The sequence below is a fragment of the Megasphaera sp. AM44-1BH genome, assembly GCF_003467125.1.
In the GTDB taxonomy this organism is placed as follows: Bacteria; Bacillota; Negativicutes; order Veillonellales; family Megasphaeraceae; genus Megasphaera.
The window spans coordinates 1-13,000 of sequence record NZ_QSFA01000011.1; the positions used below are offsets into that span (position 1 = coordinate 1).

General features: G+C 43.4%; 20 protein-coding genes. 15 read left to right on the forward strand and 5 right to left on the reverse strand.

What is annotated here, in order from left to right; genetic code table 11:
- Window positions 1-148 precede the first annotated feature (148 nt).
- The 5 genes from DW949_RS13635 to DW949_RS08120 all read left to right on the forward strand — a co-directional run bounded on the left by DW949_RS13635 (window position 149) and on the right by DW949_RS08120 (window position 2,829).
- The gene (locus DW949_RS13635; RefSeq protein ID WP_158570658.1) at window positions 149-301 is read left to right on the forward strand and encodes a hypothetical protein; all 153 of its coding nucleotides are present in this window, start codon (window positions 149-151) and stop codon (window positions 299-301) included.
- Between the two features lie 838 nt (window positions 302-1,139).
- Window positions 1,140-1,847 carry a minor capsid protein gene (locus tag DW949_RS08105; protein WP_233539545.1) on the forward strand — a complete coding sequence of 236 codons (708 nt, stop codon included), beginning with the start codon at window positions 1,140-1,142 and terminating at the stop codon, window positions 1,845-1,847.
- A 73-nt stretch (window positions 1,848-1,920) separates the two neighbouring features.
- A complete protein-coding gene (locus DW949_RS08110) occupies window positions 1,921-2,136 on the forward strand; it encodes a hypothetical protein (protein ID WP_118022733.1) in 216 nt (71 codons plus the stop codon).
- 71 nt (window positions 2,137-2,207) lie between these two features.
- Window positions 2,208-2,579, forward strand: a complete 372-nt coding sequence (locus tag DW949_RS08115) for a hypothetical protein (RefSeq protein WP_118022734.1) — start codon at window positions 2,208-2,210, stop codon at window positions 2,577-2,579.
- 28 nt (window positions 2,580-2,607) lie between these two features.
- Window positions 2,608-2,829 carry a helix-turn-helix domain-containing protein gene (locus DW949_RS08120; RefSeq protein ID WP_118022735.1) on the forward strand — a complete coding sequence of 74 codons (222 nt, stop codon included), beginning with the start codon at window positions 2,608-2,610 and terminating at the stop codon, window positions 2,827-2,829.
- Between the two features lie 360 nt (window positions 2,830-3,189).
- On the opposite strand, the gene xerC is transcribed toward DW949_RS08120, so the two are convergent.
- The 4 genes from xerC to DW949_RS08140 form a co-directional block, all read right to left on the reverse strand.
- Window positions 3,190-4,347 carry a tyrosine recombinase XerC gene (xerC, locus tag DW949_RS08125; protein WP_118022736.1) on the reverse strand — a complete coding sequence of 386 codons (1,158 nt, stop codon included), beginning with the start codon at window positions 4,345-4,347 and terminating at the stop codon, window positions 3,190-3,192.
- A 251-nt stretch (window positions 4,348-4,598) separates the two neighbouring features.
- A complete protein-coding gene (locus DW949_RS08130; protein ID WP_118022737.1) occupies window positions 4,599-4,979 on the reverse strand; it encodes a hypothetical protein in 381 nt (126 codons plus the stop codon).
- Window positions 4,980-5,252: 273 nt separating this feature from the next.
- Window positions 5,253-6,767: an RNA-binding domain-containing protein gene (locus DW949_RS08135; RefSeq protein ID WP_158570659.1), complete on the reverse strand. Its 1,515-nt coding sequence runs from the start codon at window positions 6,765-6,767 to the stop codon at window positions 5,253-5,255.
- A gap of 281 nt (window positions 6,768-7,048) precedes the next feature.
- Complete coding sequence (locus tag DW949_RS08140) at window positions 7,049-7,666, reverse strand: LexA family transcriptional regulator (RefSeq protein ID WP_118022739.1); 618 nt, start codon at window positions 7,664-7,666, stop codon at window positions 7,049-7,051.
- Window positions 7,667-7,805: 139 nt separating this feature from the next.
- On the opposite strand from DW949_RS08140, the gene DW949_RS08145 reads away from it, so the two are divergent.
- Genes DW949_RS08145 through DW949_RS08160 form a run of 4 tightly spaced genes read left to right on the forward strand, consistent with a single transcriptional unit; the run spans window position 7,806 to window position 8,964 of the window.
- The gene (locus tag DW949_RS08145) at window positions 7,806-8,021 is read left to right on the forward strand and encodes a helix-turn-helix domain-containing protein (RefSeq protein ID WP_118022740.1); all 216 of its coding nucleotides are present in this window, start codon (window positions 7,806-7,808) and stop codon (window positions 8,019-8,021) included.
- Between the two features lie 57 nt (window positions 8,022-8,078).
- The gene (locus DW949_RS08150) at window positions 8,079-8,573 is read left to right on the forward strand and encodes a helix-turn-helix transcriptional regulator (RefSeq protein WP_118022741.1); all 495 of its coding nucleotides are present in this window, start codon (window positions 8,079-8,081) and stop codon (window positions 8,571-8,573) included.
- Window positions 8,570-8,770 carry a helix-turn-helix domain-containing protein gene (locus DW949_RS08155; RefSeq protein ID WP_199595816.1) on the forward strand — a complete coding sequence of 67 codons (201 nt, stop codon included), beginning with the start codon at window positions 8,570-8,572 and terminating at the stop codon, window positions 8,768-8,770. The genes DW949_RS08150 and DW949_RS08155 overlap by 4 nt, the downstream gene beginning before the upstream one ends.
- Before the next feature lie 14 nt (window positions 8,771-8,784).
- Window positions 8,785-8,964 (forward strand): hypothetical protein, encoded by a 180-nt coding sequence (locus DW949_RS08160; protein ID WP_118022742.1) that lies wholly within the window; start codon window positions 8,785-8,787, stop codon window positions 8,962-8,964.
- Here DW949_RS08160 and DW949_RS08165 read toward each other — a convergent pair.
- On the reverse strand, window positions 8,948-9,271 hold the full coding sequence (locus DW949_RS08165) for a hypothetical protein (RefSeq protein ID WP_118022743.1): 324 nt from the start codon (window positions 9,269-9,271) through the stop codon (window positions 8,948-8,950). The two genes, DW949_RS08160 and DW949_RS08165, sit on opposite strands and share 17 nt — an antisense overlap.
- 57 nt (window positions 9,272-9,328) lie before the next feature.
- Between DW949_RS08165 and DW949_RS08170 the strand changes: the two genes are divergently transcribed.
- The 6 genes from DW949_RS08170 to DW949_RS08195 all read left to right on the forward strand — a co-directional run bounded on the left by DW949_RS08170 (window position 9,329) and on the right by DW949_RS08195 (window position 12,882).
- On the forward strand, window positions 9,329-9,547 hold the full coding sequence (locus DW949_RS08170) for a hypothetical protein (RefSeq protein ID WP_118022744.1): 219 nt from the start codon (window positions 9,329-9,331) through the stop codon (window positions 9,545-9,547).
- Entirely contained in the window at window positions 9,510-9,743 is a 234-nt protein-coding gene (locus DW949_RS08175; RefSeq protein ID WP_118022745.1) for a hypothetical protein, read from the forward strand. Before DW949_RS08170 ends, DW949_RS08175 begins: the two co-directional genes overlap by 38 nt.
- A 78-nt stretch (window positions 9,744-9,821) precedes the next feature.
- A complete protein-coding gene (locus DW949_RS08180; protein WP_118022746.1) occupies window positions 9,822-10,769 on the forward strand; it encodes a YqaJ viral recombinase family protein in 948 nt (315 codons plus the stop codon).
- Between the two features lie 19 nt (window positions 10,770-10,788).
- Window positions 10,789-11,670 carry a recombinase RecT gene (locus tag DW949_RS08185; protein ID WP_118022747.1) on the forward strand — a complete coding sequence of 294 codons (882 nt, stop codon included), beginning with the start codon at window positions 10,789-10,791 and terminating at the stop codon, window positions 11,668-11,670.
- 70 nt (window positions 11,671-11,740) lie between these two features.
- Window positions 11,741-12,328 carry a hydrolase gene (locus tag DW949_RS08190; protein WP_118022748.1) on the forward strand — a complete coding sequence of 196 codons (588 nt, stop codon included), beginning with the start codon at window positions 11,741-11,743 and terminating at the stop codon, window positions 12,326-12,328.
- Window positions 12,325-12,882 (forward strand): hypothetical protein, encoded by a 558-nt coding sequence (locus DW949_RS08195; RefSeq protein ID WP_118022749.1) that lies wholly within the window; start codon window positions 12,325-12,327, stop codon window positions 12,880-12,882. The genes DW949_RS08190 and DW949_RS08195 overlap by 4 nt, the downstream gene beginning before the upstream one ends.
- Window positions 12,883-13,000 lie beyond the last annotated feature (118 nt).

Below are 13,000 nucleotides of genomic sequence, written 5' to 3' on the forward strand. Positions count from 1 at the left end.
TTTTATGGCGGAGACTTTTTTGCGTTGAAATATACTATTAAGTTATATTTATAAGTTTATACTTATTTTATAAAATTTCGGTTATATTTTGCATGGCAGGTAGAAACTTAAAAATGTAAAGGGAAATAAAAAATAGGTGATAAAGAAGATGAATACGGCGATTTACGGTAAATTTACACTTAAAAAACAGGATTGTCAGGCGGGGAAATACCCCTTGATTTTAAAAAATGAAAGCAGTATTATAATGGCAGATAGGGAACAAAACACCTTATCGAAATACGTTATTATTTATATTTTATGATAATTTATTCAAAATTATCCAGGAGGATGAGTACTATGAGCGCAAATGTAAAATTACTGATTGCCGTTGGCGCACTGATGTCGTTCAGCTTCATTGCTAATCTTCTTTAATATATAGTATTACATTATTACATTACTCCACAGGAGGGTGAATCACATGAACACAAACGTAAAACTTCTGATTGCTGTAGCTGCATTGATGTCGTTCAGCTTCATTGCAAATCTTATCTGATTGCATAAAGTAAAAGAACCGCTGTTGCCTGACGGAACAGCGGTTTTTTGGTGTCTGAAATGGGTGAGTATCGGACAATTGAGCTTCTGCTCTTAATTTGTACTACATTGTATGGTTAGAACTTTTTGTGCACAAATTAGAGGTTAACTGCCATACCTTATATCAAATCGAGCCAGGCGGGAAAGAAAATTATATGAAAATGGCACGTTCAAGACTTACAGTGACGAAATAGCCCAGTGCCGCAGATGGCCAGGATATTAAAAATTAAGCCTCGGACGGTACAGGAAACCCTAATTTTATTATACCGGTAAAGGAAAAATGTCAGGAATTGCAACGAAAACGGACCGCTCCTCTTGTTCGAAGTGATGACCGTAGCTGCAGTTCAGGGCGTGTATTCCCTACGTCGTATCAGCGAACCATTCCGTATCAATATTGAATATATGTAGTTGCTGAAAAAGCAGCCGGCCTCCGACTATATGACAATGTTTGGCCGTTTCTTTTACGACTCCTGGTGGAAGAAACGGCCATTTGTTTATCCATCTTGTGTGTCAGTTGCCTTAACTTGAGTCTGTATATTTTATGGAATGGTATACTGAAGTCTGAGATGATGACAGCCGTTCATCGAGGGGAAAGCATAGATGCTATCTCTAAGAGGGTATCCCAGCGGGTGGATGTCGGAATCAGTAATGCACGACGTCTGGTCCGGACAGAGCTGAATTACGTTGAAAATCAGAGTGCCATGGACGGTATCAAAGAAGCAGGGATGAAGTATTACCGCTTTTCTGCGACACTGGACCGCCGGACGTCAGCGACCTGCCGGGGACACGATGGCCATGTTTATCCCATTGGCGAATATCAGCCAGGCAGTACGGCCCCACCACTTCACCCGAACTGCCGTTCCACAATCGCCGGCAGCCTGTACGGGCCGGATAAAAAGAAGACCGGGACACGCATTGCCAGGAATGATAAGGGCAAGACATACTATGTTCCGGCTGACATGACATACCAGCAATGGTATGATAAATATATACAGCCAAGTATGATTCCGTCGGGTAAAGGTAATTGGAAAACCGACGATGATGATAAAATCATCGTTACGCAAAGGATTCCAGCCTTATCGCATTATCGTCCTTCGCTGAAAGGTACACCAAATAGTGTCGTAGAATATACTACAATGCGAGGAACGCAAAGGAATTATGCGTTGTATGATGAAAATGGGTTTATAGCAGTCCAGATAGATTATGGCAATCATGGCAACAGTAAACAGCACCCATATGGTGCTAACGGTGAACATAAGCATCTATGGACGTGGTAAGACGGAAAGCCAAAGAGAAGTAAGACTCAGGACTTAAGCGCAAAAGAGCAACATGTGTTCAGGGGGTGATTTTATGCCAGTAAAACAGTTTATGGATACTATAGATGTGGCTGATCTTGAGTTTGAATATAAGGGGAAGTGGTATTACATTTGTCCTGTGGATAATGGCTACAGCTGTGGTGAGGCTGGCAAAGATGACACCATTTTTAAAACAAAAGAAGATATTCTCGATAGATTTCTTATAGGTGGTATCTCATTCAGAGAAGTACTCCCTGATATTAATTGGTAAACGCATAAAATATCTTAAAGCACCAAGTGAAAGCGAGGTGCTTTTTTCATGCCCAAATGGAGGTGGCAGGTATGCAGTGTGTAACGGCAGATGAAGCGGTAACGCGCATTATTGCCAATGTGCAAAGTATCCGTGGTGAGCCGGCAGAGGATGCGGTTCTTATGATGTATGCAGATAAATTTGTCGGTTTTGTCTTGGATTATTGCAACCGAGAAGATTTCCCTAAAACGCTGATCTATACAGCGACGGATTACATATCACAATGGCTGGAAGATAAAGCGAATGGCGGGCGTCAGGGTGCATTGAAGAGCCTGGAGCAGAATGATACAAAATTCCAATTTGCTGTATCAGATATGACGCAATCGGGAAGCCAGACCGATGCGGATCTGCAATCTTTTACAGCCTGTCTTGCACTCTATCGATATCCGTTAAAACGTGTATAATGTAATCATAAGGAGGTGCAGTAGGATTATGGATGGAACATTTAGTGAGAAAGCTTTATTTGAAGTAATGACCGCGGCAGAAGCCGCAGAAAAATGGGGACTGAATCCGAGATCCATACAGCAAGCCTGTACTGGGTATAAGGGTGGGAAACCTAGATTTTTGGACACAGAGGCACGGAAGGCTGGAAGAATATGGCTCGTTACAAAAACAGGCATGGAACGACTATATGGACCTGAGCCAATTAAGTAGCGAGATTAAGCGACGCTAGATATTGACATTTAGGTGAGCTCATAGAGGAATAAAAAAAGAACGCTCCCGATTTTTCGAGAACGTTCTTTTTGCATGCAACCTTATACAACCAGCTTACAGGAAAAGTGACCTGGAAAGAAATATAAAGCATAAGAGTTTGCATTAGTCTCTTTTGGTGCGCCTAGAAGGATTCGAACCTTCGCACCCGGTTCCGGAGACCGTAAAAGACAAGGATACGCCAGTTATATCTATCTTGATAGAACGGCATAAATACGGCATTTCCCTACATTTTAGCAGGAGCGTGTTTTACACTGGTTTATCTATTTAAGCGGCAGAATAAGCGGCAAAATAAGCGGCAGATTATTGACGGCTTTTTATGGCGTCTTCGACCAGCGAGTTGAGGTACATCGTTGGAGTGGCGATGCGTGATTGCAGGACTTCTGCATAATATTTAGCGGTGGTGTCGATATTGGAGTGGCGGGCGAACTGGCTGGCTTCTTTCAGGTTGACTTTCTGCATGGCGTAAGTGACGGCCATTTTCCGGAAGCCCTGGGTATTGACCTTAGGCAGGTCATGTTTCTTCAAAAAGTCATGGAGCCAGTGCGTGAATGTGGACGGCAGAATAGGGGATCCATCTACATTCGTAAAGAATTTCGTACAATGAGGCATATTGAAGTATTGTTCTTTTTGTACTCGTTCTGCGTTGTACCGCTTCAATATATCTAATGTCATAGGGGCTATATACATTGTTTGTGCGCTGGAGGCCGTTTTTGTTTCCTGACGATAGATTACCTTGCCATCTACGAAAACGCCTGTTACAGCGACGCGCAGCGTCCCTCTTGCAAAATCCACGTTTGCTTCATCCAGTCCGCATATCTCTGACCGGCGCAGCCCGTCCGTAAAAGCCAGCATAAAGAACGCCTGATATTTTAGAGGAGCTTCAGTAAGCAGCAGATACAGAAACTGGGACAAATCCTGCTCCTGCATGATGGGCTGAGGCTTTGTCCGCTGCTTTGGCGGATCTACACGGGAACAGGGATTTTCATCTATCAGTTCCCAGCGGACCGCTTTATTCATGATGGCAGAGAGAAGTTTGAAATGCATCGCAATCGTCCGGCTGGACAACGGGCCTCGTTTATCAGCCCTGGCATTCGGTCCCTGGAGGGCCTTGATGAATAGATGGATATGTTTAGGCTTTAGTTTGTTGACGTGGATATGGCCAAGTAATTTATTGATTCTGGCAATAAGCTGCAGGTTCCGCTCTTGTGTCGTCGGCGACTGCTGGCAGCCGTAATTATCCCACCAGTATTTGATGATATCGGCAACTGTCCTGTCTGTTCGTGTCCGAACTCCTGATTTCAAAAGCTTTCGTTCAAAGACCACGGCTTCCCGCATGGCGGCTGTTTTGTTTAATTCGCCAGGCAATGTTTTGGTTCGTTTCCGTTGACGACCTAATTCATCGTACCCTAAATATGCTGTAGCTTCCCAGTTTTCTCCATGTTTTCTAATAGTAGCCATAATTGTGTCCCCTTTCTAGTGCTATTAACTGTATTCATCTTTATATTTGATAGCGATATAGTAGGAACCGTGCTTTTTTGTAATCACAACACCCCTTCATTCGTGCACAATTCAGAACGATTGTTCGGCTATGATTGTGAAAATTTACCCCCGTCCCAAGTGGATGGGGGATTTTTGTTTATTTATAGAATGCATATCCCTAATTTTTATAGGTGCTTGTATACAGACTAGCTTACCAGAACATCTACAAGTTAATAGGTTGACCTCCATACCATATATCCAACTGAGCCAGGAGGGAAGGGGTATATATCTACATCGGTTTTGACATCTTGAGTATGGCCGTCAGCGAATAACACCTGCACATATGTGAAGCACCCAGAAGCATCTGGCTTTACATACATTTTAAATAAATATGCAACGGCATTAATTGAATTTGGTTGAGGTACATCCGTAACTTTTACCCATAATTCTGTATGATCAGGATATTTTTGCACTGATCCATTATCTACGTAAACATTAGCCCCATTGTTATTCCCTATCCAATACCAACTGGAAGCAAAAGATGGCATTGTTAATGACAAAAATAAACATAACAAAATGGCTATTTTCTTAGTAGCAGACGCTTTCCCCATGAAAATCATCACCTTTCTAAAACTTTCTTTGCACCTCAAAATGATGTATTTTTGAGGCAAAACATGAAATAGCTATCAAAAACGACTACTTTTTGTAATTTCATTGTCGTTTTTTGATGGTTAAAACTTCCTTTAGCACCGTGCTCCAGAACGGTACCGGATTTTTTTTTTTTAATATTTTGAGATATCTTGCGCTTTTCAAAAGATAGTTACAATTTACGACAAATTAAGCGCAACTATCTAACGCAAAAACGCACTTTTGCAATGGTTACATTATTGATAATCTTGAATGATTAAGTCTCGAATGCGATTGGCAGCATCAACACGTTCAATTACACTGGGCGACCAACTATATCTAGTTGCACGACCTTTTCCCAAAGAAAAAATGATATGATTGTCGATAAGCGTGTTCAATGCTTTGCGAACCTTATAAGCTGATAAGCCTGTGTCTGATATAATTTGCGATTTACTAACATTCTTTTTTTCATTGATGTAAGCTAATACTTTTCTTGTATCATCATCTAATTCTGGATGTGCTCCACGTGGAGTAGCAACCCATAATTTCAGCGTAGTTGAATCAGTGGTGACTTCAAGTTCAGGCATTTGATATTTGTTGGCAATTGCAAATGTAAGAATTGTTTTTCCGCCTGTGCCCGCACGGTCAGATATACCCATTCGTCTGAAAAAGGTAATCAGTGTGTTATTACGCGGCAGAGATTTTCCACCTGCAAAAAATTGGGTAACAGAAACACGCATCATTCCGGGATTGTGAAAAGTATAAAAATAATTATCAACAACAACTTTTATATCAGAAGTATTATCAAAATAATCAGCGTGGATAAGCATGTTTGCAAGAGCTTCACGTAAGGCGGTCTTTAGCTCCACGGGAGACTTACGGATGCTATTTTCATCAAGTTCAAAAGAGTCTTCGATGGTTGCATTTAATTTTTCACGAACAATTTGGAAAAATCCAAATACATTCAAGTCTTTGTAGTTAAGGTCTCCAGTAGAAACACGATCAATCCACCTGTCAGTGGCAGAAATGCCACGACGGTTTATATATTCCAGGTGAAATTGTGGCAATTTGCTACGGATTGCATCATATGTTCCTAGAAATAAAAGGCCAGCGATTGTAAGTTTAGGTCTTCTTTTATCTTTTCGATCTAATTGGAATACACCCATTTCTATCAGAAATTCCAGATTATCCATTTCCAGATAATGCATCGATGGATTTCTAGCATTAATTATATTTTTGAATGCTAAAACACTTTCAAGATTCAAATCTTCAAGAGTATATTCATCTAATAATTCACTATCTAGGTCATCAGAAGCATTTCGTATAAAACGTCGAAGCTCATCATCAGAAACAATATAATCTCCTTCGTTTTTTCGTATATAGGTATAAGCGTAATTGTTGTTAAGATAAACTGGCTTTTTCGATTGCTCTTGTTCTGGAATAAAAATCGAGATTATACATTTACCGTCGATAGTATGCTTTATCACATTTTTATTTTCTAATAGATTGTGGCTTATTTTTGATTTATTATTGGCAGTGTTAAAAAGATCTCGAATGATCTGGTCCGGATTATTTACTCCAGTGATAGAGATATGCGGCTTTTCTTTGACTCCTAAGATAATAAAACCACCATGCGTATTTGCAAAAGCAGAGTATGTTTCCCAAATGTCTTTCGGTAATTTATTTAATGATTCTTTAAATTCAAGCTCATTAGATTCTGCTTGTTCACACAAATTATTAATAATTTGCGTGAGATCTTGTTTTATAGACAAATTAACCCCTCCTGGAAAGTGTGTGAATTTTTGCGCAATAATTATGTAGCGCCATATGAAAGATATGTTGCGTAGGAATGGCAATCAGTATTTTGCGTGCGAAAATCGTGCGAGAATCGTGCGAAAATCGTGCGAAAATCAGGTGAAGGAGTGAGGGTACGATAGCTAGGAACCCTTGCAATGCAATGGATGGGAGCGATTTTCATCGTGCGATAATCGTGCGATAATCGTGCGAAAATTGTGTGTTTCATCATGGTCTTTTTCTTTCTGTATTACCTTTCTTAAAGTTTCCCTCGCAGCTCAACGACTCTGCCGAGGATACGGACGGGAAGGTTTTTTATTTCTTTGTTTGAGTAAAAGTGTGGCTCGTAAACAGATGTATTTGTTGCAATCAGTGTGATACCTTCTTCCTGTTTTTTCACACGTTTGACCGTGGCTTCGTTACCATTTACCAGGACAATGGCGACGTCCCCGGATTCTACGTCTTCCTGTTTGCGGACAATGACAACATCGCCTTCCATCATCCTCGGTTCCATCGAATGGCCACGGATTTTTAATGCAAAAAACTCTCCTGTTGCGGCAAGTTCAGGGGTGATTTCTTCGTAGTCAAGTATTTCCTCCACGGCTTCGATAGGGATGCCTGCCACGACGCGGCCCAGCACCGGGATGCGGATGCCGCGGCCTTTTGGAGATGCTGTTTTTGTCGATGGGAGTAAATTCTCTAATGGGGTATTTGTTGCAGTAGCTATTAATTGCAGAGTGGAAACACTAGGGTTATACCTATTTTTTTCTATATCACCAATATAAGAACGAGAAAGATCAGTCTTTTTAGCCAGCTCTAATTGTGTCAGTCCAGCTGATTTTCTTGCATCTTTAATTCGTTCGCCGATACTTTTCATGGGAAATCCCTCCGTATTTCTTTTTGTGCGGTTTTTCCGTCCTTAAATGATATTATAATATAAATATGACGGAAATACTATACACTTATTTTGCAAGACGGAAATACAAGTATTTTTAAGAAAGCAGGAGGTGATACAAGTGAATAAGATTGGAGATGTACTAAAATCCGCTCGTGAAAAAGCTGGATTGACTCAAATGGAACTATCTAATAAAGTCGGTGTTTCGCGTGCGTATTATGCAGACGTTGAAAGAGGCCGATACACCCCTAGTTTGAAAGTATTATCACGATTGGCCGATATTTTAGGAATCGACCTTAATTTTTTAAAATTAGATGACGGAAATACAAGTAATTAAGGAGGCTGCATATGCCACTCTCTGATTCTATTGTACCGAGAAAGGAGGGAAACAAACATGTCAGGAATTGCGACGAAAGCAGCCAACTCCGTATTCTACAAGGCACGGATGGAGGCAAAGGAAGAAAATGAGATGCTCAGCAGCCGTGAAGGCGCGGCCGAAGTCCTCGGTATCGACCGGACCCGGCTGGCCCGCATCGAATTGGGAACTCTGACACCATACCCGGAAGAAGCCGTATTGATGGCCGACGCATACAACGCGCCGAACCTGATGAACCACTTCTGCACGGCGGAATGTCCAATCGGTAAACGCATCATGATGCAGGCCGACCTGGAACAGCTGGATAAGATGGCCATAGACATACTGACCGCAGTCCACGGAGTCGCCAACGTCAGCGACGCAGTACTGACCATCGTCGCCGACGGCAGAGTCAGCGGCGAAGAAATGGCCGAACTGCAGAAGGTGTTGCAAAATATGCAACAAGTGGCCAAAGCGGCGTCAGAGTTGCAGATCTATATCTCCAAAGCGAAAGGAGGCGTAAGAAAATTATGATTTTGAATGCAAACGATGTCATCAAACAGTATTTTACTGGGGCAGATGGCAAGCCGATGTTCTCCCGGGACATGATTTACCGCATGGCCAGGAGAAAAGAAATCCCGTCTATGAAAATCGGGCGCCGTGTTTTGTTCAGTGATAAAGCGATGGATCAATGGATAGCTGAGCAAAATGAATTACCTATTCCGGAATAGAAGGAGGCACGTAAATGACGGACAAGGAAAAGAGGCCATGCGAAGACATGGAACAGAAGAAACTTGACATAAAAGCTTTTTTACATGTGAAAAAAGGGCAACCATTGCCTGATTGCCCTTTCAGATTAAAAGTAACCGGTAAAACAAATGTTGATGTGATTGTTGGGGACGAAGCTGTTACAAAGAAAGCTTAGAAGAAAGATAATCATTCGTTGCCTGTTTAAGCATATCATCCCATGAATCGAAATCGGTAGCGTGTGAAACAAATTGGTCCCATACGTCATCAGGAATAGCTTCAAAATCTTCTTGTGAATCTACTACAAAGTTTCCGGCTTTTAAGAATTCATCAAAAGAAGAACAATCAGTATGCTTTTCCATAAAAGTTTTTGTGAACAACTTATCAAAGCTGATTGTGTGGGTACCTTCAAGATCGTGTACATTCTTTTCTAGACCCTTTAATGAATCTATCAACTCATCAAAACCATTAATGTTTGTACTCATAATACTCACCTCCCTTCATGGCCATTATACCAGACCGGGAGGAGAAAGGAGGAAATCATGGATCATGACATTTACAAGGGATTGCCCCCAATTTTAATGGCAAAGGACGTGTCCGAATTCTTAAGGATTGGCATGAATCAGGCCTACGAGATCATCAATGAAATCGGGTTCAGGCATGGGCGCACAGTCCGGTGTACAAAAAATCAATTAGTTGGCTTCGTGGAAGGAGGCGGAAGAAATGAAGACGGAACTACAAGAACCGCGGCCATGGATTAATTCCCGGCATCAGGCACACGTAGACGAAGAAATACAGACCGAACCGGATATCAGCATGGAGGCCTGGGATGAGATATTCAGGCTGCAGCGTCAGGCAGACAATGCCATGGCAGGATGCCTGTTCCTGGCCGGTATCATCGTCATGACATTCATGATTGCCTATATCATGTTTGTGAACGGCCTGATTGTACATTAAAAAAGCCGCTTACCTGTTGGCGCAGGCAAACGGCACATACAAAATAACTCACGTATATTATAGCAGGAGGAACTCAAAATGTCATTATCAAGATGCGAATTAGTTTTATCCGTAAAAGATGCAGAACGAGACCACAACAGATGGCTGGAACTTCGCAACATGGGCATCGGAGGCAGTGATGCATCGGTCATCGTTGGCGATAACCCTTGGAAAAGCCCATACGCGTTATGGCTCGAAAAGACGGGTCAGCTGGTGCCGGAAGACATCAGCGACAAAGAACCGGTTTACTGGGGCACGACGCTCGAAGACGTCGTAGCAAAGGAATTTACCAAGCGGTCCGGGAAACGGGTACGCCGCTGCGGCACTATGCAGAGTGTGGAAAATTCATGGATGCTGGCGAACGTAGACCGCCTGGTCATCGGGGAAGAGGCGGGGCTGGAATGCAAGACAGCTAATTCCTTCAGTATAAAAGAATGGGAAGATGATGGACTTCCGGATCCATACTATTGGCAATGTCAGCATTACATGATGGTAACCGGCCTTCCGGTCTGGTACATCGCCGTTCTCATCGGCGGACAGCATTACGACTATAAGTGTATTCCAAGGAACGATGAAGATATTACCTACTTGTTCCAGAAAGAATATGATTTTTGGAAACGCGTAAAATCTATGACGCCGCCGCCCATTGATGGAAGTGCATCTACGACAGAGGCACTGAAAGAGCAGTACCCCGGCGGGCAAACGGATCCGGTAGATCTTCCAGAGGAAGCAGCGGATGCATTATCTATCATTGATAATGCCAAGGAAGAAAAGAAGCGACTTGATGGCATAATCACGACACAGGAGAACATCATTAAGTGCATCATGGGAGACGATGAAATCGCCACTATAGGCGAACGGAAGATTACATGGAAGCGCCAGAAAGGACGCATCACGGTCGATACGAAAAAATTAAAGAAGGAATTTCCCGACGCCTACGAAGCCTGCATGAAACAGAGCAAGCCGACACGGATATTCCGGGTATAACTAGAGAGGAGAAAAAAGAATGGCAACTACTAAAGGAGGACTGGCCACATCCAAGAAAGTGGCCCCGGCGGCAGCATCGCCGATGAAGAACATGCAGGATCTGATTATTTCCATGAAAGGGCAGATTGAAGCGGCTCTTCCATCAGTCATCACGGGAGAACGGTTCGCGCGTATGGTCCTTACGGCCATGAGCAATACGCCGCAACTGGCATCCTGCACGCCTAAGAGCTTCTTAGGGGCCATGATGCAGGCGGCTCAGCTCGGACTTGAACCGAACACGCCACTGGGGGAAGCCTACCTCATCCCGTTCCGGAACCATGGAACGCTCGAATGCCAGTTCCAGGTGGGATATAAGGGGATGATTTCCCTGGCTCATCGCAGCGGCCTGTATGTACAGGCTCATGAGGTACACGAAAACGACGAATTCGACGTTGAATACGGCTTAGATCCGAAACTGGTCCATAAGCCTGTATTCAAGGACCGGGGGAATGTCGTAGCTTACTACGGCATGTGGAAAGACAAAGACGGGAATTTCGGATTCGAGGTCATGAGCCGGGAAGATATCGAAGCCCATGCCAGGAAATACAGCCAGAGTTACGGCAAAGGATTCTCACCATGGAAAACGAATTTCGACGAGATGGCCAAGAAGACCGTCATCAAAAAGGCGCTGAAATACGCACCGCTGACTACGGAGTTCATCCGCGGTGTAACAGCCGACGGGACCATCAAGACCGAACTCAGCAAGGATATGGTCGATGTCCGGGACGAAACAAATTACACCGACATCGAGGCCGAACCGGTCCCGGATAACGTAGATTCGAAGACAGGGGAAGTACATGATACACATCTGAATCATGAAACGGAAGATGACCGGATTTTAGAAGAATCATTAAATATGTGAGACAAGGTAATAACCGGGGATGCCTAAAAAGCGTCCCCGGCATCATGGCCAAAGGAGGGGCACACATACAATGACGAATAAAGAGGAATTCATCAAGCTTGCAAAGACTCATATAAAGCGGCCAGGCATCGATTATCTTTTGAGGACGATGGCTGCCCATGATTTTTTTACCGCCCCGGCTTCGACACGGTTCCACGGATCGTATGAAGGCGGCTTGGTAGAACACAGTCTCAATGTATATGACGAACTTAACCGACTGATTAATTATTACATGATGCCGGAATATACATCGGAAACAATTGCCATCGTTTCCTTGTTCCATGATTTGTGCAAGATGGATTATTACAAGATTGATTACCGCAACCGCAAGAACGAACAAGGAAAATGGGAACGGGTACCATACTATACCTGCGATGACCAGTTCCCTCTGGGGCATGGCGAAAAATCGGTCATGATTCTGCAGCAGTATATCAACCTTACGATGACAGAAATCATGGCCATCAACTGGCATATGGGCTTCTCGGATATCCGGACCCATGAATTTTCTGGTATTAACGCGATCGGCGGCGCTATGGAAAAGTACCCGCTGGTCGTATTGATGCATATGGCCGATTTGGCTGCTACGTATTTTGACGAAGGGAGACCTGAACAACAATGAAACAGCTCAACAAGATTAAGATCGTAGGAGATAAGGAAAAAATCAATCTTTTGTTTACGGATTATACCGACGGTTCGCACATGCTGACTCATGAGATAACGGGTGACGAACTGGCCCAGCCGGAGTTATATACGGCGATGGATGCCCTGAACCGGCACGTATTACAGATTCTTGACCTTCCCGATTCGTTCATCAACCGGATTCATCCTTATTCCGTAAGTTTCCGCCGGAACGGAAAGGACGGTGACCAGATGGCAGCGGTTATCAGTGCAAAATTCGATGTACCTGCAGGCGAAACTCAGATTGCCATCAATACGCCGGTGAAGAAATATCCGGAAGACGAAGTTGATAACCAAGACCCGGTGCATTTCTTCACTCCAGATGCAGTAAAGGCCCTGAACGAACTGGAATCCCAGGCAATGGCCTATATCAACGGAAAGCGTGCCCAGATGAGTTTATTCGAAGGGCAGGACGACGAAGATGAAGAGCCTGAAACAGAAGCACGGGAAGCTGACGAAAACGATTCTATCATTCCATTCAGCGCTTCCATCTAAGATTTACCGTACGATGTAACAGCATGACGGGAGAGAATCCATATGAAAAAAGGACTGGATTATTTCTCCTTTGATGTCGATTCGCTTGACCTGTAATGGAATGTGGGAAGCGGACGCG

Coding starts and splice junctions, on each gene's coding strand:
- DW949_RS08185 (WP_118022747.1), top strand. CDS start 10,789: ATGGCAACTACTAAAGGAGGACTGGCCACATCCAAGAAAGTGGCCCCG.
- DW949_RS08175 (WP_118022745.1), top strand. CDS start 9,510: ATGAAGACGGAACTACAAGAACCGCGGCCATGGATTAATTCCCGGCAT.
- DW949_RS08140 (WP_118022739.1), bottom strand. CDS start 7,666: ATGAAAAGTATCGGCGAACGAATTAAAGATGCAAGAAAATCAGCTGGA.
- DW949_RS08115 (WP_118022734.1), top strand. CDS start 2,208: ATGCAGTGTGTAACGGCAGATGAAGCGGTAACGCGCATTATTGCCAAT.
- DW949_RS08160 (WP_118022742.1), top strand. CDS start 8,785: ATGACGGACAAGGAAAAGAGGCCATGCGAAGACATGGAACAGAAGAAA.
- DW949_RS08195 (WP_118022749.1), top strand. CDS start 12,325: ATGAAACAGCTCAACAAGATTAAGATCGTAGGAGATAAGGAAAAAATC.
- DW949_RS08130 (WP_118022737.1), bottom strand. CDS start 4,979: ATGGGGAAAGCGTCTGCTACTAAGAAAATAGCCATTTTGTTATGTTTA.
- DW949_RS08105 (WP_233539545.1), top strand. CDS start 1,140: ATGACAGCCGTTCATCGAGGGGAAAGCATAGATGCTATCTCTAAGAGG.
- DW949_RS08155 (WP_199595816.1), top strand. CDS start 8,570: ATGATTTTGAATGCAAACGATGTCATCAAACAGTATTTTACTGGGGCA.
- DW949_RS08150 (WP_118022741.1), top strand. CDS start 8,079: ATGTCAGGAATTGCGACGAAAGCAGCCAACTCCGTATTCTACAAGGCA.
- DW949_RS08170 (WP_118022744.1), top strand. CDS start 9,329: ATGGATCATGACATTTACAAGGGATTGCCCCCAATTTTAATGGCAAAG.
- DW949_RS08110 (WP_118022733.1), top strand. CDS start 1,921: ATGCCAGTAAAACAGTTTATGGATACTATAGATGTGGCTGATCTTGAG.
- DW949_RS08180 (WP_118022746.1), top strand. CDS start 9,822: ATGTCATTATCAAGATGCGAATTAGTTTTATCCGTAAAAGATGCAGAA.
- xerC (WP_118022736.1), bottom strand. CDS start 4,347: ATGGCTACTATTAGAAAACATGGAGAAAACTGGGAAGCTACAGCATAT.
- DW949_RS08190 (WP_118022748.1), top strand. CDS start 11,741: ATGACGAATAAAGAGGAATTCATCAAGCTTGCAAAGACTCATATAAAG.
- DW949_RS08120 (WP_118022735.1), top strand. CDS start 2,608: ATGGATGGAACATTTAGTGAGAAAGCTTTATTTGAAGTAATGACCGCG.
- DW949_RS08165 (WP_118022743.1), bottom strand. CDS start 9,271: ATGAGTACAAACATTAATGGTTTTGATGAGTTGATAGATTCATTAAAG.
- DW949_RS13635 (WP_158570658.1), top strand. CDS start 149: ATGAATACGGCGATTTACGGTAAATTTACACTTAAAAAACAGGATTGT.